Annotated in this window: 17 protein-coding genes and 1 tRNA gene; 8 read left to right on the plus strand and 10 right to left on the minus strand. The window is 53.2% G+C overall.

All coding sequences use genetic code 11. From position 1 onward, the window contains the following. Window positions 1-32: 32 nt before the first annotated feature. From QMN23_RS00630 to QMN23_RS00640, 3 genes are read right to left on the minus strand one after another with little or no spacing between them, the layout of a single operon-like run. Window positions 33-2,030, minus strand: coding sequence for a CoB--CoM heterodisulfide reductase iron-sulfur subunit A family protein (locus QMN23_RS00630; protein ID WP_282001158.1), 1,998 nt, complete (start codon window positions 2,028-2,030; stop codon window positions 33-35). Continuing rightward, complete coding sequence (locus QMN23_RS00635; RefSeq protein WP_282001159.1) at window positions 2,031-2,921, minus strand: CoB--CoM heterodisulfide reductase iron-sulfur subunit B family protein; 891 nt, start codon at window positions 2,919-2,921, stop codon at window positions 2,031-2,033. After that, window positions 2,918-3,502 carry a 4Fe-4S dicluster domain-containing protein gene (locus QMN23_RS00640; protein WP_282001160.1) on the minus strand — a complete coding sequence of 195 codons (585 nt, stop codon included), beginning with the start codon at window positions 3,500-3,502 and terminating at the stop codon, window positions 2,918-2,920. The genes QMN23_RS00635 and QMN23_RS00640 overlap by 4 nt, the downstream gene beginning before the upstream one ends. A 561-nt stretch (window positions 3,503-4,063) precedes the next feature. Here QMN23_RS00640 and QMN23_RS00645 point away from each other — a divergent pair. The 8 genes from QMN23_RS00645 (at window position 4,064) to QMN23_RS00680 (ending at window position 11,634) form a co-directional block, all read left to right on the plus strand. Beyond that, window positions 4,064-5,785 carry an ABC transporter ATP-binding protein gene (locus tag QMN23_RS00645; protein ID WP_432613088.1) on the plus strand — a complete coding sequence of 574 codons (1,722 nt, stop codon included), beginning with the start codon at window positions 4,064-4,066 and terminating at the stop codon, window positions 5,783-5,785. Between the two features lie 77 nt (window positions 5,786-5,862). Next, window positions 5,863-5,955 (plus strand) — tRNA-Ser (locus QMN23_RS00650). Between the two features lie 191 nt (window positions 5,956-6,146). Beyond that, window positions 6,147-7,412 carry a tyrosine-type recombinase/integrase gene (locus tag QMN23_RS00655; RefSeq protein ID WP_282001162.1) on the plus strand — a complete coding sequence of 422 codons (1,266 nt, stop codon included), beginning with the start codon at window positions 6,147-6,149 and terminating at the stop codon, window positions 7,410-7,412. Between the two features lie 312 nt (window positions 7,413-7,724). Then, entirely contained in the window at window positions 7,725-7,955 is a 231-nt protein-coding gene (locus QMN23_RS00660) for a helix-turn-helix transcriptional regulator (RefSeq protein ID WP_282001163.1), read from the plus strand. A 64-nt stretch (window positions 7,956-8,019) separates the two neighbouring features. Beyond that, on the plus strand, window positions 8,020-9,138 hold the full coding sequence (locus QMN23_RS00665) for a hypothetical protein (protein WP_282001165.1): 1,119 nt from the start codon (window positions 8,020-8,022) through the stop codon (window positions 9,136-9,138). Window positions 9,139-9,721: 583 nt separating this feature from the next. Then, the gene (locus QMN23_RS00670; protein ID WP_282001166.1) at window positions 9,722-10,687 is read left to right on the plus strand and encodes a hypothetical protein; all 966 of its coding nucleotides are present in this window, start codon (window positions 9,722-9,724) and stop codon (window positions 10,685-10,687) included. A 1-nt stretch (window position 10,688) separates the two neighbouring features. Then, window positions 10,689-11,177 carry a hypothetical protein gene (locus tag QMN23_RS00675; RefSeq protein WP_282001167.1) on the plus strand — a complete coding sequence of 163 codons (489 nt, stop codon included), beginning with the start codon at window positions 10,689-10,691 and terminating at the stop codon, window positions 11,175-11,177. After that, a complete protein-coding gene (locus QMN23_RS00680; RefSeq protein ID WP_282001168.1) occupies window positions 11,170-11,634 on the plus strand; it encodes a hypothetical protein in 465 nt (154 codons plus the stop codon). Before QMN23_RS00675 ends, QMN23_RS00680 begins: the two co-directional genes overlap by 8 nt. 322 nt (window positions 11,635-11,956) lie before the next feature. Here QMN23_RS00680 and QMN23_RS00685 read toward each other — a convergent pair whose 3' ends face one another. From QMN23_RS00685 to QMN23_RS00715, 7 genes are all read right to left on the minus strand, one after another. Beyond that, window positions 11,957-13,426 carry an ATP-binding protein gene (locus QMN23_RS00685; RefSeq protein WP_282001170.1) on the minus strand — a complete coding sequence of 490 codons (1,470 nt, stop codon included), beginning with the start codon at window positions 13,424-13,426 and terminating at the stop codon, window positions 11,957-11,959. A 507-nt stretch (window positions 13,427-13,933) separates the two neighbouring features. Further along, complete coding sequence (locus tag QMN23_RS00690; RefSeq protein ID WP_282001171.1) at window positions 13,934-14,416, minus strand: hypothetical protein; 483 nt, start codon at window positions 14,414-14,416, stop codon at window positions 13,934-13,936. Then, on the minus strand, window positions 14,413-15,123 hold the full coding sequence (locus QMN23_RS00695) for a DUF3800 domain-containing protein (protein ID WP_282001172.1): 711 nt from the start codon (window positions 15,121-15,123) through the stop codon (window positions 14,413-14,415). The genes QMN23_RS00690 and QMN23_RS00695 overlap by 4 nt, the downstream gene beginning before the upstream one ends. A gap of 551 nt (window positions 15,124-15,674) precedes the next feature. Then, window positions 15,675-16,613 (minus strand): hypothetical protein, encoded by a 939-nt coding sequence (locus QMN23_RS00700; RefSeq protein WP_282001173.1) that lies wholly within the window; start codon window positions 16,611-16,613, stop codon window positions 15,675-15,677. Window positions 16,614-16,615: 2 nt separating this feature from the next. Further along, entirely contained in the window at window positions 16,616-17,776 is a 1,161-nt protein-coding gene (locus QMN23_RS00705) for an AAA family ATPase (RefSeq protein WP_282001174.1), read from the minus strand. Further along, window positions 17,776-18,909: a DUF262 domain-containing protein gene (locus QMN23_RS00710; protein WP_282001175.1), complete on the minus strand. Its 1,134-nt coding sequence runs from the start codon at window positions 18,907-18,909 to the stop codon at window positions 17,776-17,778. The genes QMN23_RS00705 and QMN23_RS00710 overlap by 1 nt, the downstream gene beginning before the upstream one ends. A 105-nt stretch (window positions 18,910-19,014) precedes the next feature. Next, on the minus strand, window positions 19,015-19,929 hold the full coding sequence (locus QMN23_RS00715; RefSeq protein WP_282001176.1) for a restriction endonuclease: 915 nt from the start codon (window positions 19,927-19,929) through the stop codon (window positions 19,015-19,017). Window positions 19,930-19,968: the final 39 nt, after the last annotated feature.

A 19,968-nucleotide genomic window follows, 5' to 3' on the forward strand; every position in this document is an offset into this window, starting at 1 on the left:
GTTTCCCCGCCCGGGGCGCGGTGACCGCGCCCCTACAATGATTCGATCATCGCCATGATCTGCTCATCGGTATATCCATCCAGCTCCACACTCTTCGACGGGCAGGTCGCCTGGCAGGTGCCGCAGCCGCCGCAGACGCCGGGGTTGACGTAGGCCACTACCCGGATCAGATTCCCCTGCCGGTCACGGAGCTCTTTTTCCTCCACGGCGCCGTAGGGGCAGACCTTCTTGCAGGCGAGGCAGGCGACGCAGTTCTTCTCGTTCACCTTAGCGACGATCGGCTCCCGTTCCAGCTCATTCTTGGCAAAGAGGGTCATCACCTTGGCCGCGGCGGCGCTGGCCTGGCTGACGGTGTCGGGGATGTCCTTCGGCCCCTGGCAGGCCCCGGCGAGATAGATTCCCGCCGTGGCGCACTCTACCGGCTTGAGCTTGGCGTGGGCCTCGCTGTAGAAGTGGTACTTGTCATAGGAAATACCGAGCTTCTGTGCCAGGGTGTCGGCCCCCGGCCGCGGCTGGACGGCGGTGGCCAGGACCACCAGGTCCGCCTCGATCTCTACCTGGACGCCGACGGCAATGTCGCTCCCCATCACCACCACCTTGTCCCCTTTCTGGTAGAGGCGGGAAACCATGCCGCGGATGTAGACCGCCTCCTCTTCCTCGACCGCCCGCCGCCAGAACTCGTCATAATTCTTGCCGGGGGTCCGGGCGTCCATGAAGAAGACGTAGGCCTGGCCGTCGTGGACCTTGTGCTTGTAGAGCATGGTGTGCTTGGCAGTGTACATGCAGCAGATCTTGGAACAGTAGGAGATCCCCTTTTCCCGGGCGCGGGAGCCGACGCACTGGATGAAGACCACCTCTTTCGGTTCCCGGCCGTCGGAGGGGCGGACGATCTTGCCGCCGGTGGGGCCGGAGGCGGAAGCGAGCCGTTCGAAGGTGAGGCCATCGATGACGTCGGGAATCTTGCCGTGGCCGAATTCGCCGTAACCCTTGATCGGCGAGCCTTTGGGCTTTTCGGCGATGGAGTAGAGCTCGAAACCGGTGGCGACGACGATTGCGCCGACCGGCTCGACGAGCAGTTGGTCCTGCTGATCATAGTCGATGGCGCCGGGGCCGCAGACCTTCTGGCAGACACCACACTTGCCGCTTTTGAACCAGGTGCAGTTTTCCCGGTCGATCACCGGGGTGTTCGGCACCGCCTGGGGGAACGGGACATAGATGGCCGGGCGGGTGCCGAGCTGCCGGTCGAACGTGTTCGGAATCTTTTTCTGCGGACATTTGGCGGAGCAGATGCCGCAACCGGTGCACTTCTCCTCGATGACACTCCGCGCCTTCTTCCGGACGGTAACCTGGAAATTGCCGATGTAGCCGTCGACGTTCTCGATTTCCGCGTAGGTGTGGAGGGTGATGTTCGGGTGGTTGGCGACATCGACCATCTTGGGGGTCATGATGCACTGGGAGCAGTCGAGGGTCGGAAAGGTTTCGGAAAGCTGGGCCATGTGGCCGCCGATGGACGGCTCCCGCTCGACCAGCACTACCTGGTGGCCGGCGTCGGCGATGTCGAGGGCGGCCTGGATGCCGGCGATGCCGCCGCCGATGACCAGCGCCCGCTTGGTGACCGGGACGGTGATCGGCACGAGCTTCCGGTCCTTCTTCACCCGGGCCACCATCATCGCCACGATGTCGCTTGCCTTGGCTGTCGCCTCCTCCCGGTTCTCGTGGACCCAGGAACAGTGTTCGCGGATGTTGGCCATCTCGCAGAGGAACGGGTTGAGCCCGGCAGCCTTGGCGGCGGCGCGGAACGTCTTTTCATGCATCCGGGGAGAACAGGCGGCGACGACGACACCGTCCAGCTGCTGTTCGGCCACCGCTTTCTTGAGCAGGCTCTGGCCGGGATCGGAGCACATGTACTTGTAATCGGTGGCATAGGCAACGCCGGGGAGCCGGGCCGCCTCGGCCGCGACCTTTTCCACGTCTACGGTGCGGGAGATGTTTTCACCGCAGTGACAGACGAACACGCCGATTCGAGACATCTAGAGTAACCCCTTCTTTTTCAACAGCGGCTGCGGATTAACGATCATGCTCTCAAGGCCGAGTTTGTTCGGGGCGACTCCGACGGCCAGGGCAAGCAACTGGGTCATGTAGAAGACCGGCATGTCGAACCGCTCGCCGGTAACCTCTTCGATCTCCTTCTGCCGGATGTCGAGATTGCCGTGGCAGAGCGGGCAGGCGACCATCAGGCAGTCGGCACCGGCGGCCTTGGCCGAGGCGAGAATCTCGCTGGAAAGTTTCAGCACCACTCCGGGGCGCGAGAGGGTGAAGTTGGCGCCGCAGCATTCGAGCCGGTGGCTCCAGGCGACGGTTTCGGCGCCGACGGCGCCGATCACCCGCTCCATGATGGTCGGCGCTTCGGTACAGTCGAGTTGCGGCACCTCGGGGGGGCGGGTGAGGAGGCAACCGTAGTAGCAGGCAACCTTGAGCCCGCTGAGCGATTTCTTGACCGCTTCCGTCAGCCGGTCGAGACCGAAGTCGCGGGCGAGGATCTCCAGCAGGTGTTTGACCGGTTTGGCCAGATTGACCTGCCCGGCGATGGCGTACTCCACCTGGCGGCGCTTGTCGTCGTTGTCGGCGAGCTTGTGCTGGGTGACCTTGAGGCGCGAGAAGCAGGCGGCGCAAGCCACCGCCAGGTCGCCCGGTACCTCTTCCGCCAGGGCGAGGTTCTTGGCGCAGAGCGACAGCGAGAGGAGCTCGTCGACGTTGTGGGCCGGGGTCGCCCCGCAGCAGAGCCAGTCGGGGACCTCGACGAGGCCGATCCGCAGCGCCTTGAACAGCCCGCGGGTCGATTCGTCGTATTCCTTGGCCGAGGCGTGGAGGGAGCAGCCGGGGTAATAGGAGTAGATGAGCTGGTTCCTGGCGGGGGTCACGGCGCTTCTCCCTTCCGGCGCAGCTCCTCGATCCGTTTGAAGATCTGCTCGATTTCGGCGATATTTTTATTCTTCTGGTGGAACATCTTCAGCTTCCCCTTGGTGATCAGCTTCGGGCCGAGCATCAGGTCCTTGAGGAACTGGCCGCTCTTGACGTTGAAGACGGCAGCCAGCCGCATCTCGTACTGCCGGCCGTAGGTGCGGATGTTGTCGAGAAACAGCCGGTTGGCCAGCTGGACGTAGCTCTCCTTCGAGGGCCCCTGGGCATCCCAGGAAAGCTTGCGCAGCGCGTCCATGATTGCGGCCAGATCGACCTTGTTCGGGCAGCGGGTGGTGCAGGTTTCGCACGAGGCGCAGTACCAGATCGAGCGGCCCGCCAGCACCCGCTCGTACTGGCCGAGCTGCAGGAGCCGGACGATCCGGTTCGGCGGATGCTCCATGAAGCTGCGCATCGGGCAGCCGGCCGAACATTTGCCACATTGGAAACAGCGCCGGACCGAGCTGTCGGACAGCGCCTCCACCTTCCGCACGAAATCGACATTCATGGTTTGGGTGGAGAGGGGCATTTTCGAATGTTTCACATTCCCTCCGGAGTGACGCAGGGCGTAAATGAACGAGGTGCCGGGCGATGAAACGGGAGCAGGGGGCGAAGACGGGCGGCGGGGCGGGCGGGAAGGCGGCAGAGGAAGGTGGCAGCTGTCTTCGGTGACAGAAAACGGTGTTTCATTGGGCGAATTCCCAGTGAGCAATTTTTAGTGGCAATAAAAAAGCGCTTCATCGCGCAGTGTGTTGTTGCTACTTAACAAAGCTAGTTTTATCCAAACTAAAAAACAGGTAACATATTTGTGGTGCGGTTGTCAACACAATAATAGAACGGCGTCTACGGCTGCCTCCCTGGTGGGGAGCGGAGGGCTGGGTGGTCTTACCAATTTGATGGTACTGTGCCGGGCGGCTGGTTGTCAATGGCAAAGGCGGTGCCTCCATGGTCGGCCCTGCCGACGATCTACGCCATTGTACTGCGAGTGGTAACAAAAAAGCAACAGTCGGATTCCGAGTGGTTTTGACAAGAAGAACAAAATGAACTACAAGAATCTGTGGCGGATTTTTCGGATGCGAGGTGGCGTATCGGCGAGCTCGGGCGTTTGTATGGTTATCTGAAGGGGAATCGCCGGGCCTATCTCTTTGGCGCGCTCTGCCTGTTGGGGACTAATGGCTGTGCCCTGCTGATCCCCTGGCTGCTGAAGCTGGCGGTCGAAGGATTGCGCCAGCCGGCCACTGCCCACCATGCGCCGGTGTGGTACGGGGGGGCGATCATCGTTGCCGCCCTGCTGCAAGGGGGGATCCGGATCTTCTCCCGAACCACCTTTCTCCATGCCGCCCGGCGGGTCGAATTTGCGATTCGCGAGGACCTCTACGGCAAGCTGCTCACCCTTGATCTGCCGTACTTTGCCGGCGAGCGGACCGGCGATATCCTTTCCCGGTTTGCCAATGACCTGACCAACGTCCGGATGCTGCTCGGCTTCGGGGTGCTCAACGTCATCAATACGACGATCATTTACGGGGCGGCACTGGTGCTGATGGGGAGCATCAACCCCTTTCTCACTGTCTGTGCCGTGGCGCCATTCCCGTTGATGATCCTGGCGGTCAAGCGGATCTCCCGCCGGATGTTCCACCATTCGAAACGGGCGCAGGAAGAGCTGGCCCGCCTTTCCAGCCAGGCGGAGGAGACCATATCGGCGGCTGCAGTGGTCCGGGCCTACTGCCGCGAAGAGTCCGCCATCGACATGTTGCGGGAAACCTGCCGCCGCTACTTGGCGAGCAGTATGGCAATGGCTCGGCTGCGCGGGGTGATGCTCCCCCTGATGGCGGCCACCTCGGCCCTCGGGACGCTGATTGTCCTCTTTCTGGGGGGGGAGCGGGTGATTACCGGTGTAATGACCCTCGGCGATTTCGTGGCCTTCAACGGCTATCTTGCCATGCTCGTCTGGCCGACGGTGGTCATGGGGTGGATTCTCAATCTCCTGCAGCGAGGGGCTGCCTCGATGAGCCGGCTTAACGAGGTGCTGCAGGCTTCGCCCGCCATCGCCGAAACAGAAGGAGCAGGGGCGCCGCTGCCGCTCGGCGGAGCGATCGAGTTACGCAAGCTCTCCTTCGGCTACGATGGGCCACCGGTACTTAACGACCTGTCGCTGCGCGTCGAGCGGGGCTCCCGGTTGGGAATCGTCGGCCCGGTCGGCAGCGGCAAGTCGACCCTGGTGCGGCTGTTGACCCGGCTCTACCCGGTGGCGGACGGGATGCTGTTCATTGATGGGGTCGACGTGAACCGGCTGCCGCTTGCTCTCCTGCGGGAGGCGGTCGGCTTCGTCCCCCAGGAGAGTTTCCTCTTTTCCCGGTCGATCCGCGACAATATCACCTACGGCCGGGAAGGGGCCAGCTCGGCCGAGATCGAGGCGGCGGCCGAGCTGGCAAGCCTTGCTGCCGAGGTGCGGCGTTTTCCGAACGGTTACGAGACGCTGGTCGGCGAGCGGGGGGTGACCCTCTCCGGGGGGCAGAAGCAACGAGTCGCCATTGCGCGCGCCCTGCTCAAAAATCCGCCGATCCTCGTCCTCGATGATCCGCTGTCGGCGGTCGATGCCCGTACCGAGGCGGAGATCCTTCGCGGGTTGGCCGGCTATTACGGCGAACGGACCGTCATCATTGTTACCCACCGGTTGTCGGCGGTGCGGGATTGTTCGACAATCGTGGTGCTCAGGGAGGGGCGGATCGCCGAGCAGGGAGGGCATGACGAACTCGTTGCCCGGGACGGCCTGTATGCGGCGATGTGGCGGGAACAGCAACTCCGCGCCGAGCTGGCGGGATTGTAGCGGTGCCGGGGCTGGCGACTGTGGGCGAGAAAAAGAACTTTACAAAGAAAAACCGTTATACTATATTTCCAAATCCCGGAGAGATGTCCGAGCGGTTGAAGGAGCACGCCTGGAAAGCGTGTGTATGCCCATAAGGTGTACCGAGGGTTCGAATCCCTCTCTCTCCGCCAGTAAACAATCCAGCATCGTCCGATGCGGTCCGAAAGCCCCTGAGAAATCAGGGGCTTTTTGCTTTTTATCGTCCAGCCATATCCTGCCCCGTCTTTTGACATCCGGCGTTTTTTGTGGTAGATTTTCACCAAATATACCACAAAAAATTTCGCGTACCACAAAAACCTACCACAATAGCTGGAGGTGCCCTATGCCGAAGCGGATTGTACCACTCACCGATGTCCAGGTCAGAAACGCCAAACCAAAAGAAAAGGACTATAAGCTGCCAGACGGATATGGCCTTTATCTGCTCGTAACCAAGACCGGCGGAAGACTCTGGCGCTTCAACTTCATTTTTGATAATAAGCCGAATCAATTATCCCTCGGCACCTACCCTGAAATCACTCTCGCAGAAGCCCGCCAGCGGCGTGAAGACGCCCGTAAACTCCTTGCCCACGGAATAAGCCCTGGGGAAGCCCGCAAAGCGGAGAAACAATCGCAGACCCAAGAAACGGAGACCTTCGAGGCAATCTCCCTTGAATGGTACAACCGCCAGGTGCCGGTCTGGGCTGCCACCCATGCCGCAACAGTGATCGCTCGCCTGAAACGCGACGTGTTCCCCCATGTCGGCGCCAGACCGATTGCCGAACTGAAAGCGACCGACATGCTCCAGGTCTTTCGGCGTATCGAAGCGAGAGAGAAAATCGAAACCGCGCACCGGGTGAAATCCATCTGCGGCCAGGTGTTCCGCTATGCCGTCGCCACCGGCCGGGCCGAGCGCGACTGCACGGCCGACCTGCGAGGCACGCTGACACCGGTCATTCCCAAACACCATGCGGCCCTGACCGACCCGAAGGATGTTGCCCCCTTCCTGCGTGCCATCGATGATTACAGCGGCTCGTTCATCGTCAAATGCGCCTTGCGCCTGTCGGCTCTCGTTTTCCTCCGACCGGGTGAATTACGCCTGGCGGAATGGACGGAATTTGATCTCGATGCTGGCGAATGGAACGTGCCGATCGAGCGGATGAAACTCAAGAAACGCCTCAAGGAGTCGCGTAAAGGTGAAAAGCACCTTGTTCCGCTGGCACGGCAGGCCATAGATGTGCTGAAAGAGCTTCACAAGGTAACCGGCAGCGGCAGGTATCTCTTTCCGAGCATGAATACCACCCTGAAGCCGATCAGTGACGCTACCGTTAATCAGGCTATCCGGCGCATGGGATACGAAAAAGGCGAAATGACCGCCCATGGATTCAGGGCCATGGCCCGGACGATTCTTGAGGAGGTTCTGCACGTTCAGCCTGAGATCATCGAACACCAACTGGCTCATGTCGTCAGGGACTCGCTTGGACGGGCTTACAATCGCACAACCCACCTGGCGGCACGGAAGAAGATGATGCAGACGTGGGCCGATTATCTCGATAACCTGAAATCCGGGGCAAAAGTCATCCACCTGCCTGAGCGGGCTTCCCAGCACTGATTATAACCCTTACAAATTGTTTCCACATATCACTGAACGCTTCAAGCCGGTTCAGATCTTGATGCTGCTACATCTGCGGATCTCGCCATCTGTTTAACAATTCCTGCCTTTAAACTCAAACGGCCATCACCTCGAAACGGGGTGATGGTTTTTTTGAAAAAAATTTTAAGCCTGCAATATCAGCAGTTTAAGTGACAAATTGTGTAAAAACAGGACTGCGTGACCTTCCCCCCCTATAGATATATATATTGGATGACGTGATCCGAACGTGTCCGGAGCCATCCACAGCCAAGCTATAATCTCGGAGGTCCTATGCGCAGCTCATCCCTGCCTGAAACCGGTTTTTTGCGCCTGTGGCAAATACTCGGCAATACAAAAACCGATCCCCCCACACCCCCTCTGCTGCCGATCTCCAAGAGTACCTGGTGGGTCCGAGTGAAATCCGGGGAATATCCTCAGCCGGTAAAACTCGGTCCCAGGATCACCGCCTGGCGGGTTGAGGACATCCGCTCACTGATCGCCCGCGACACGCAAGCCGAATAACCTTGCCCGGTCAAGGGAATACAGCATAACCGATGCCGGCACGATTACCGGAAACGAAGTAAATATGCCTGAAGATAACAAGCTATATGCCGTGGAAGATGTCGAAGATCTCTTGGCAGAGTTCAACAGTCCGAAAAACAGGCTCACGGTTTTCAAACCGTTTGTTCGGTATTTTGGTGACTTGAACACGGCCATCATTCTTTCTGAGATATTTACCTGGAGCTACCACTTTCGAGATCGCAAGTTACCGGGAATCGGATACGGCTGGTTTTACCGACAGTATGAACCTTCCTGCAAGCAACAGGAGCTTGATGGCACTGCCGGTGTTGGAGTTCCTGCAGATGAAATGAATGAAACCACAGGCAGTGAGGCTGAAGGTAAGACTTGGCTTGAAAGGGTAGGACTTCGAGAAGATGTCGTCAGGAAAATAGTCAAAGTTCTGGTGAAAGAGGGCTATGTCCAGACTGTTGTTAAGAAGGCGAACGGTGCGCCTACCTGCCACTATAAATTTGTACGCGGTAAGTTGCTGGATTTAATGGATACCCTCAAAAAGCAGGAAAGGAACCCTGAAAATATCAGGGAACGTTTCCCGAAAAAAACAGGGAAGGAAACCTGCAATAATCGGGATTCCTTAACAGAAGAAACAACAGAGACCACTCAGAAAACAACTACAGAACAGATTCGGTTGTTGTTATCCGGCACGCCGTTGTCAAAAATCTCTGAAAAGGGGTTGAAGATTCTGATCAAGCGACACGGTAGCAAAAGAGTAATTGAGGCTGCTGACGTTGTCGCTGAGACATGGCGACGTGAGCACATGGAGATCCGGAACCCCGGCGGCTATCTCCAGGCCTTCTGTGTGGACCTCATCATACCGGAGTGGTATGAGCCCCCGCATGTTCGCGCTGCCAAGGCAGAGGCTGCTGCAGAACGGAAACGTGCCGAGAGCGATAAGCAGGAGGAACTAAAGAAGGCAGAAGCACAGAAATCAAAAGAATGTGATGACTACTGGCACACCCTGTCCGAAGAAGATCGCCAGAAACATCGAGATGATTTCAGGGCAACCGCTCCGTTCCTGCAAGACCTCAAAGATGATTTTCTCGACGGCCTTGCCAAACTGAATGCCTGGGAGAGGTGCCAACAAATGATCACAAATGCCGGCATTACCGGTGAGCCTACCAACTGAAAGCTCAGAGTAATCGGCATGTTGCCGGGATATTGGAAACAAACAAAACAGTTACGACTTTTTCAGACAGGAGAGATTTTTCGCAGCATCACTGCCCGGTGTACCCAGAGCCGTCGAGCCACTTGGCCCGGCCGGACACCACCCACGGGATTGGCCAACCTAAGCAGAGCCCTTTCATGTCGAGGTAGCATGTACCTCCCCCTCCCATGATCGAACGCAACCAGATATCCGAAGACGACCGGAGAACCCCCGGTAACGGCGCCCCTGGAAAGGCGTTTCCGCTCAACGAGATGCATCTGTTGATCCGGAATCTGAGGACGGACCGGGAATACCCCCGAAGTCCGGTGCCCCTGGAAAGGCATTTTCCGGCAAGTACAATCGAGGACCTGTTTGATGTGGACCACCGGTAGCGTCCCGGTTCACGACAGACAGCAGGACGTACGGCAGGAATCCCTGCCCGGTCCGGATACAAGGGACACTACGAAAAGCAGGAAGACGGAGCTGCTACCGTCGGCATGGCGATGCCGGAAAAAGAGCATGTCATCTCACCACGCGGGCCGGCAACGGCCAGAGGAGCCAAAACATGAATCATCGATGGCCGACATCACTACATTCGCAAACGGAAGCACTATTTCATGGCATTCGTTCTATCCGGGAAAAGAAAAAAAGCAATCCATTCGGAATACACTCCTTCGGCTCCTGGGATTCTTACCGAAACCATGCCCATCGCTTTGTCGACTTCATGATCGGCAAAGACCGGACCAGCCTGCTGGACACCCGATCGGTACACGACGACATGGCGGAATATCTGGAGCACATACTGACCTACTATGCCGAAAAGAAACGTTCCCGCCAGACCATGGAAACGTTGCTGTCGGCATTGGGAAAGTTCGAGTATGCCCTGAACCGTTACATCGAGATGTATTACCACGACGTCCCGTTGCTTGAGTCTGAACCGCTCCGGCTTGAGTACTATGCCCGGAGCCGAAGCCTGTTGCGAAAATCAAGCAGGATCTTCGATAACCGGGCCTATCCCGACCCGGTTCAGCTCATAGCGAACATCCGGAACAAGACATTCCAGCTTCAGGCTTCTCTGCAGTATGAAGGCGGATTACGGGCCGAAGGGGTGGGCGCACCGAGTAACCGCAGATTAAAGAATCCCCTGACGGCGTCTTGCCTGCGCGGCATCATCAATGATCCGGTCAGCCGCATGGTGATAGGTATCGTTGCTACCGTGGAAAAAGGGGGAAAAGAAACTGAGCATTACGTTTCCCTTCGAACCTATCGGCGCCTGGAGCAATACGTAAAAGAGTTCGGCAAGCTGGAAAGTGACTACTTCGAATATGTGGCGGCAATCAACGAGGCGGCACGCGTGACCGGGCAGTATTCGCCGGGTCGCGGCAGCCATGGTCTCAAGCACAACTTCGCCCAGGAACGTTACCTGGAATGTATCGACCACGGGCTGAAACACGAACAGGCCCTGCAGCAGACCTCCCTGGAAACCTCCCATTTCCGCCTGCGGGAGACCCTGACCTACACGAGAGGATGACATGACCGAACAACTGAACCTGATAACCGGCCTGACGGAGCATGAGCGAAAAAAGCTCTTTTCGTGGGTAGCGTCGCTGCCGGAAGAGCAGATTATCGAGATCTTCCAGGACGGAGTGAAACGTTCGTTCCAGCTCAAGGGTGCGCGTCCAGAACTCTCCGGCAGGATCACCAAGTACTGCGCCTTTGTCATGGCGGCCCGCAAAGGTGGCTGGGATACCATCAAGGGCAAAGGGTACCGGGTGGCGGATCAGGAGCAGTATGACGACTTTTCCCACCTGCGTCGGGCGGCGGCAGCGACCCTTGTCACCAGGGGGAGGAAACCGGTTCTGCGCCGGAAGATCCTGGCCTACTGGGGCGAAGTGAAGGAACTGAAGGCTGACGGTATGGGCTTCCGGGTCATCGCCGGCTATCTACAGAGCAAGCGCAAACTAAAGATTTCGGCAACGTACTTGAGCAAGCTCTGGAAGGAGGTGGAAACAAATGGTTGATTTCGAATTCAAGGGCATCCGCGTGAATGCTACGGCAGAGATAACGTGGCGCGAACTCAAGGATTCCGGTGGACATCATCTGAATCGGTTCGACAGAAATACCAGCGTCAAAGTCAGTTTCTGGGATTTTGTCATCTTCAATGACCTCTTTGAGCTGGCCACGGTTAAATCGACGCTGAGCTATTTCATGCAGGCATACTGGAAGCGGAGCAGCAAGGCGGGCAGCAAGATCGAGCTGGCGATGGCGCTATTTCATGACGATGACTTCAATCCGCAGGCACTCAATATGATTGCCAAGCAGAAAAACGGCATTCAGTCCCTGGAAATCAGCGTGGCTGACAATGGCATGCCTGCCGGCGAAGTCTATCTGAGCGCCCAGGAGGTGATCATGCTGGATATCGCCATCGGCAAGGCCATCAATCTGCTGTCGCCGGAAACGGTGTATCTTCAATACTAATCGTGTGAGGCTATCATGTCGGATACCGTTGTAGGGGAATATTCAGCATCCATAACATTCACCCGCTTGGGATGCCAAAGTGCATGGTGGCTGTTTTGGCTACCAATTTGGTACCAAATATGGGGTAGTATTTGCCACCTTCAGTCAATGGGGCATATTTGGGTACAAAAATGGCGCCATCATTGCGGCATAATTTGGATGTTGCCCCTTTTGCCCCTTTGGTGCCCCATTCTCTTTACCCCAACCTCTGACGGGTTTGACGTCTTCGTGAAGAGTTTAACATGCCTGAACGCATGACGGGTTTGACGGCTTCATGAAGGGTTCAATCTAAACCAGAAGACAGCGGTTTGGCTTTGGCTACTACATAATATGCAGACTGACCGGTATCACCGACCTTTTGGAGGATCCCCAAGTGGGTAAGCTGCCGTATCTCTCTAAGTGCCGTACTATCTGAAACACCGGTAATCTCGCGATACAGAGCATTAGTGATACGACCTGTCATCTTAGCATGTTTAACCGCTTTCACCTGCCGCTCATTCAGGTTCATTCCGGCCAGGATTTCCGGTGTCAGCCAGTCACGCCAGATGGTTGTAACGAAAAAACCTTCCCGCTGTTCAAACTGCGGTTCCGGCAGTCCGGCCTCGCGGCAGAGCTCAATCATGGTCTGGGTGCCGGAACCAACTCGCTCGATATAGCGGGCCAGGTAGAGCGACTCGGCCAGAAGCGGGTTATATGGCACTGACGGGTGATCATGCCGAAGACTGTCCATGGTGAGGGTGCCTGGCAACGAGCCGGGATTCCAGATTTCGAGCCGGTCCGCAAACAGTCGAACCTCGACTGAGGCATTGCTGTGATAGTCCCGGTGGGCAATCGCATTGACGATGGCTTCGCCCACGGCATCGGGCGGGAGTTCATAGGTCGCAGGCGCTGTAATGCTGACATCCCTGACGCCAACCGCGCGGTCAATCCGGTCGAGAACAAAATCGCGGGCAAGGTTTGCCTGCTCGAAAAGATCCCCACCATAGACCTGCATCGATAGAAATGGACGCCGATATTCCGTGCCACGGCAATGCATGCACTTGATTTCAGCAGTCCGGTGGAATTTCTGCGGATTGCTACCGAAGAGCAGAAGCGCGGCATTGGTGGGCTTCTGGTCGTGCACAAGATTGAGGTGGGTCAACAGCGCCTGGGTGCTGGTATTGGTCTTGAGTGGAAATCCGCGTTCCCGGCGGGCGGTATCCAGGAACCATTCAACCCGCTTGCGAGAAATGTCTTTTAGGGAAGCCTGCTCACAGGGAGAAGTATCGAAGGGAGGTACCCGCAGGGCGCCGCTGGTGTCGAGATAGTCAACAAGGCTTGCATAGACCTCGGCAGTCAGTGCACTGGCATCTTCAATGCGACGGCGGATCAATTCATTGCTTGCCTTACTGACAAGCTGCCGCATCTTGGGGTGGCGCTGTTTGTCATCGCTGCCCCAGACGTACACTAGGCGGGGTTTACCATGAAGGCCGGCATGATCGTATTCACGCTCTGTCGGAGAAACACCGTCTGCATCCTCAAAACCGTACTCATATCCGAAGATGCCCAGATAAATGTCGCACCGTTCTACCTCTTCCAGATAAACCGTATCGGCACGCTGGTCTCGTGCCGGAAGTTCCTCAAACAGAAAAACATCAGAAACAAAACGGCGCAGAACTGCATCTCCCAGAAGAAACGCCTTTAGATCCCGGCGAACCTGGGCAAATTCTTTCTGGACGCTGCTGATGAATATTCTCTTGCGGGTTATGGTCATGTCAGTTACCGGTTTTCAGGAATTGATCTGACTCTATTACTAACTATACGCTTCTATATGCTGCGACTATAGCGCTAAATGATCTATACGCTCGCGCATATACAGCTTATAGAGTCAAGTGATATCCTCTTTAACATCATAAACCCAGCGCGGTGGTGAAACGACTTCTTCTTAAATCTCGCGGTCGGGCGTTGTGCGCCGGTCGGATTTGAACTCTACATCAAGCTGTTCGCCTTTGGCAATTATGTATGTCAGCTGGTCAAGGGTTATCATTTCCGTTTTCCAGTTAAGCAAAAATATTATTTGATATCGGAGTGTTATACGTTATTTCCGTTTTCAAATTAAGTAAGAGCACAACACCTAACGTACTGAACAGGGTGATTTGAGTCGCCGTTTCGATCTCTGAAATTATCGATTGACAACATATAGCCAAAATGTATACTGAATACAGCTCATCTACCATGTGTAGAAGGAGTAACGAGGCCGTCCCCCAAAGGGCGGCTTCAGCTATTTGATGGCCGCAGCGTATTCCTTTCTCAGCTTTTTCTTCGAGTGTTCCTTTTCAACCGCATAGGCAGTCCACAACAGAATATACCCTTTGCGTTCTGCAAGAATTACCAGATATTCTGCATCTTCGAGCCACAGGCATATCCGCTTTTCGCCTCTTCTTTCGTTTGCCCATATCTTGATTGCCGAGTCACCAGAATGTTCAATAACCGGTCGGGGCCAGCGGATACGTTCGCAACGCCGCATGTCCGGCACTCGGTCTGGTTCCGCGTCTCCTTCCGAAATTATGTGCCAGAAGGTCGCTTCCTTGTTTTGAATCACCGGATGGCGCTTGAGCGCCAATGTAACGCCGTTGAATGCAGGTCTGCTGTCGATAAAGTCCCGCTTGAAAAAAGCATAGAGTGCATCAATGTATCGGTCCCAATCGCCACCGTACTCTTCAAACAGGGTCAGAGCGGGTAGCCAAGCGATTTGTTCGGTCATGCGCCACCATCCGAAGCAAACCAACGGAACAAATTCACCTTTTCTTCACGCAAGAGGGTTGTTTTCGTAAGGCAGTAGCGGGAACGTTCTCTCATTCGGGCAATCAGAGCTTCTTTCCCGGTATTACCGGATAGGCCGCGATTGACGTAGGACACGGCACCGATGAGGAGATCCGCTACTTGCAGAATTTCGACTTCATGTGAGCGAACATTCTGAACGCGTTCAATGATGGTTCGGGAGAAATCATAGAAGTTGTTGCACAACACATCATGCAGTTTGGCAACCTTGCCGGCGCTGCGCGTATCCTTGATATCCAGGTAAATCCGGTAATGGGAGCGGGGATTGAAGATGACCTTGAGCATGTCAAAATACATCTTGTAGTACCAGTCGTCATGGCTTTGGCCGAAAGCCTCGTGGCAGAGCCTGGTTTTGTCTGGGACGATGAGCGCCCGGAAACAGAGGTCATCATCGTCGAAGAAATAATCCAGTACATCCAGGTAAAAACGTACCTTCGCTGGTGAAACCTTGGTCCATTTAAGTTCAAACTCAGGCTTCAACCCATGATGAGCCTTTATTTCCCGCAGGCGAACTGAAATTTCGCGCGCCTTTTCCAGAGGGCACCAGACAGCACCAAGCACCATAACTTGCTGATGGTCATTTTCCAGATGGCAGCTTTCGTCGCAATAGACGTTATAAATTTCGCTCATGCTGGTTCTCACTTTTGGATGGTTGACTTGGACTCGATCGGCGGAGTCGAATTTTCATTATTCAACCTATGCAGAATGGAGACGTGTCCCCTCATTTATCTTGCCCACTCCGTCTCGGTTGGCTATTGCCGGAGACGATCTACCAGATCAATAAGTCTGGGCGTATACATCTGTCACTTCCGCCTTGCCCATCAAACAATTCATGCAGTGTAACCACCTGTTTTGTAACGATTCATAAAAGTATATGAGCAGCATCTATCCTGATCCATCAAACAACCATCAAGCAAATTACAGGTTTTTAGTAATGTTCCCGAAGTATATTTCGGGAACATCGATCCCCTGCAAGACAAATTTCAAAGGTTTCAGTCACTTACCTTCAAAAGCCTCGTAATTATTGCGCACCACCGTTTTCTCCTCAAAAGTGATGCTGGTGAGTTGTGAGTGCCTGCCCCCTCATGGTTTCCATAGTTTTTCAAATTATCATGAAGTTGAGACACGGCTCCTTTGTATTTGTACCCACTCTGTCAGGGGCTGACCCCGCTTATTCACCCTCATAGATGCAAACAGAAAATTCCGACAAGAAGGTGGCCGCCGCTGGAAACCTTATCGGGGTAGATGTGGATTCTATCCTGATGCGGTTCGATCTTGCTATGCCACCAAAAGATAATATCTGTGCCATTAACAGCTATTGTTCGCTTTTGGCGTGCAACTCTATCGCCCTTAGTGTTCCCATTTTCATCCGATATATCAACCCCAAGTGCACCGAATTCTGCAGAGACCCTCTGCCAAGGGCCAGAAAATATCCGGCTACCATGGTCTGAAAATGCACTCAAGTGGAGGACCAGGGGCCGCACAAGTTCCCTGTAAGGTTTACTCATGTTTTTGATGCCATTGAAAGCACCTGCAACAAAATCTACAGTGGGAAAAGCAGAGGGGGCAAAACCCTCCATTTCGGCTGGATTCTTGGTCGTCGTTACTATGAGCCAACGGAAAAAATCACGATAACTTTGACTATTCGCAACAAACCACTGAGTTGAAACTTTGCTGTCTACTTCTACCGGAATTGATCCAAATTGACGACCCGTAGGGAAGACAACGCAGGCAATGGCGTTGGTCGGATCATGTACAGTTTGTTCATGTGCCCATGCCACCGATGGAGCATATTCTTCTGCCCCTTCGCCGATACGAACCTCGAAAGCAGGGGGCCATGGCAATGGGAGCTCCTGCCATTTCTGCAACTTCCCAAAGATTGTTGCAATTCGCTCCCGTATTTCCCATGAAATTGGAATTGGAGATTCTGCCTCATAGAGGTCATAGAAGCACTTGTCACCCAAAACCCGGATACTGAATAAATCCTCAGAGTAACATGCCAATAGCCCTTGCTCTTCAGCGTCATCAAGCAAATCCAACATAGTTTCTAGTGCTTCAGTACACTCGTCAGCTAAAAGACCATTAAAGCGCCAGCTCGTTTCATCGATAACAAATCGCATAGTTATCGTGGCCTGCGCACTTTGGTAAGCGCAGTGACATCAAGCTGATATTGATCGAAGAACCCTTTAGGCCACGAATTTATACTGCCCGTTTCTGTGAAAGAAAGGCTTAGTGGGTTTATTGCATTTGTGTTAAAAAAGTGAACTATAGCTTGATCTTTATTCAAAATACGTCGTTCGCCAATAGCACGTCTAATACCGTTAAGAATATGATCAGAATGCGTCTCAATGACTACTTGTACACCTGCAGCAGCAATCTGTGCTAAGAAGTAGCCCATCTGAGATTGCCCTAGAGGATGTAGATGAGCTTCAGGACTATCTATAATAAGAAGTTGCCCTTTCTTTGCCAATAACCCCGCCACAATAACAGGAAACGCATACGTCAATCCGTAACCAATGTTTGATGGTCGCCTCCAGTCACCAACATCCCCAATTCTCAGTTCTAACCTCATCAAGTTTGTTCTTTCAACAGCTTGTGCGTTTCCTTGTGCGCCAGGAAATAGCTCATTTGCCCATGAATTGAACTGCCGGCGAAGAGAGTTCGCCTGGTCGGCAGGATTACATCGAGCTCCATCAATTTCATCATCAAGTAGTAACTGAAACCACCAAGGCGCTAACTCCCCCTGCACACCAACGTCCGCATGAACTGGTGATGGATCTTCTGGAGACGGAAATACCTCCGCAGTGCCTTGCCTTACCGCGCTTAGAAAAATGGTCTCACGAATTTTGTCTATCAGTGATTTTGCATCTAATCCAACTTCTGGCGGCAACAGAGATTCGAGTCGCTCGATGCGAGAATATTCTTTAGCTTCAGTAGCATTTCGAGTTTGAATCCTTCCAATACGTAGAGCGGAACCCTTTGATCGGTCTTCAGCCTGAAAAGCCCATTCAATTTCTACCTGATTATCTTCAACTGCAAAAACAATATCTCCATCCCCTGAATTTAATACTTCCCCAGGAGTTCCTAGACGCACAAGGGAACCATTAAGAGGCAGCCCGTCGGATCGATTACCGGAACGCAGTGACTGGGCAAGTAACAAAATACTTTGCAATGTAGTAGATTTGCCTGAGGCATTAAAACCGGTCAAAAGTGTAAGTGGAGCTAAAGGAAGTGATAACGACTCAAAACATTTAAAGTTCTTTAGTTTTATATTTGTCAGCATTAAACCACCTCCGCGATTGCATTTCTCATCATATTGAAACGAGTTCTGACTTGAAACAATCCATTTGTGGCGTATGTAATAGCTTGAATGAATTGATAATCATTTACTAAATCGCAAACTATATTTTTCAATTTTTCGGAATTCTGTTCTACGCATTCATCTGTCAACTCAGAAAATATGACCGTGCATACATCAAAAAGCGCAATATTGATTACAGTTCTTCCTGCATATTTATCTTTGAGTGCCAATGATTTTCTAAAAGCATGTTTTTCAAATAAATTGTAGTTAATATTTAATGTCCTCTTGAAAGTAGCCTCTAAATTTCTTAGGCTCTCTTCATCAAGTTGATTCATTTTTTCAAGTGCTTTTGCAAGGAAATCGTCCATATCTGCTTTATATTGATCAACACCTAAAAGATAGAAGGCATAAAAACGGTTTATAACTTCTCGATCACGCATTGACTTCTTATCAAGACTACCACCAGTAACTTTTAAAAACAGTTCGTTTTCAGCTGCCCTCTTTAGTAATTTGGTTGCGTTTCCGTTGAAAAGACAATTTCTCATTTGTTGACGGGTAAGAGGAACTCCTCCATTCACCCGTTCAAATATGTCAAGCTTTGCTCGCTCAGGCGCCTTAGCATCAAGGATATAAAGGGTTAGTTGGGTATCTTCAAGGCGTTCTTGTAGTGTGATCGACAGGCCATTGAATTTTTTGTTAAGCAAAGGACTCTCTTGTTTTGTTCCGTCACGTCCTTCTCCAAGTCCCGTCAGAGAAAACTGATTATTTATAAAACGATAAAATGTTGTAAGTCTTTGTAAACCGTCAACAACAACAATTTTCCCATCTTTTGCTTCTGCAACGTAGAAAACAGGCAAAGGAATTCGCATGAGGCAGGATTCTATTAATCGAGACTGTTTCGTTGGTGGCCATACAAAATCCCGCTGAAAATCAGGATCAAGCACATAACGCCCTTTTTCTATCCTGCTCATCACTTCCTTGACCGTTCGCTGATCCTTTCGCACGAACAGTGCGTCAAGAGGATACTCGTCCCATCCTGATGATTCCGAGGTGTCAAGCCCCTCAGGTTCTTCAACAATTGGATTCGGATTTATATCGTGCTCATTTTCATTCATGACATTGCACCTTTGATAACTTTCCGTTTTATATTCCGGCACCACTTTATTTATATCCGTTTCGCAGCCGTTGGCGCGAGTCTTTTAGGTCTTTGCTCATTGGTTTTATCCTTTAACTACACCCGAAATAGGATGTACGTATATCAAGCCCCTTGTCTGAGCAGCTTTTACCTTCCGGTCCAGCATCTGAGAAAATGATAGATGTCCCTCAAGCACCAGGACAAGATCTTCTCCGTCAACAAAGATGGTTTTGATTGCTTTCCCGGTTACAACACTCTTTACAACATGATCGCTGAATCCGTTTATCGAGACAAATAGACCACGTCCGTACATTTTACCTTCAACTTTACCGACGAATTGATAAACTGGCTCGTTGCTTGCGGCCTTGTCTTGCCATTTGGCCTCTATCAGGTAATGCTCACCGTCATATTTCACGGCGCCATCGATTTGTTCTCCGATTACCTTGAACGGTTCTGTCATCTCAAGACCCGCAAGCTTAGAGAGTCCACCCAGAATCGATTCGAGTGCATATCCACGCTTGGACGGAGATGTCTTACCTGCATGCAATTCAAGAAATTCATCAAGCAGACCGGATATGGATATTTGTGGTTTCTGCTTTGCAGAATCCGCTGTCTCTCTTTTCTGCCGATCAGTAACAATTTTGGCATCTCGTATTTCTTGAAGTTGTCGCAGATGGTCCAAGCACTTTTGGGCCTTCGAGCGATCCAATTTCTTGAGGTTATCAAAGTAGTACGGATCAAAACGTGACCAATTGAGTAGAGACTGGAGCATCGACCTGAACGGGCCTAGTCCTCCTGTTGGCAGAGAAGACAAATGTTCAAACATAACGTCGATCATTTTACTGCGTGTCATGCCCTCATCTTTGAACTGAGCAATAACCTTCAAATCGGCACTCGTGCATCCATGATCACCCAGAAAAGTGTAGATGTCATGTTTTGGCCAGAGTACCGATAGAATACAGTCTTTCATGCAACCTTTTATGTCATTTGGAAAACTCATTCAAATCTCCAAATCAAGTGACCAATACCCGGTTGGAAT

Source organism: Geotalea uraniireducens, from assembly GCF_027943965.1.
GTDB classification, from domain to species: Bacteria; Desulfobacterota; Desulfuromonadia; order Geobacterales; family Geobacteraceae; genus Geobacter; species Geobacter uraniireducens.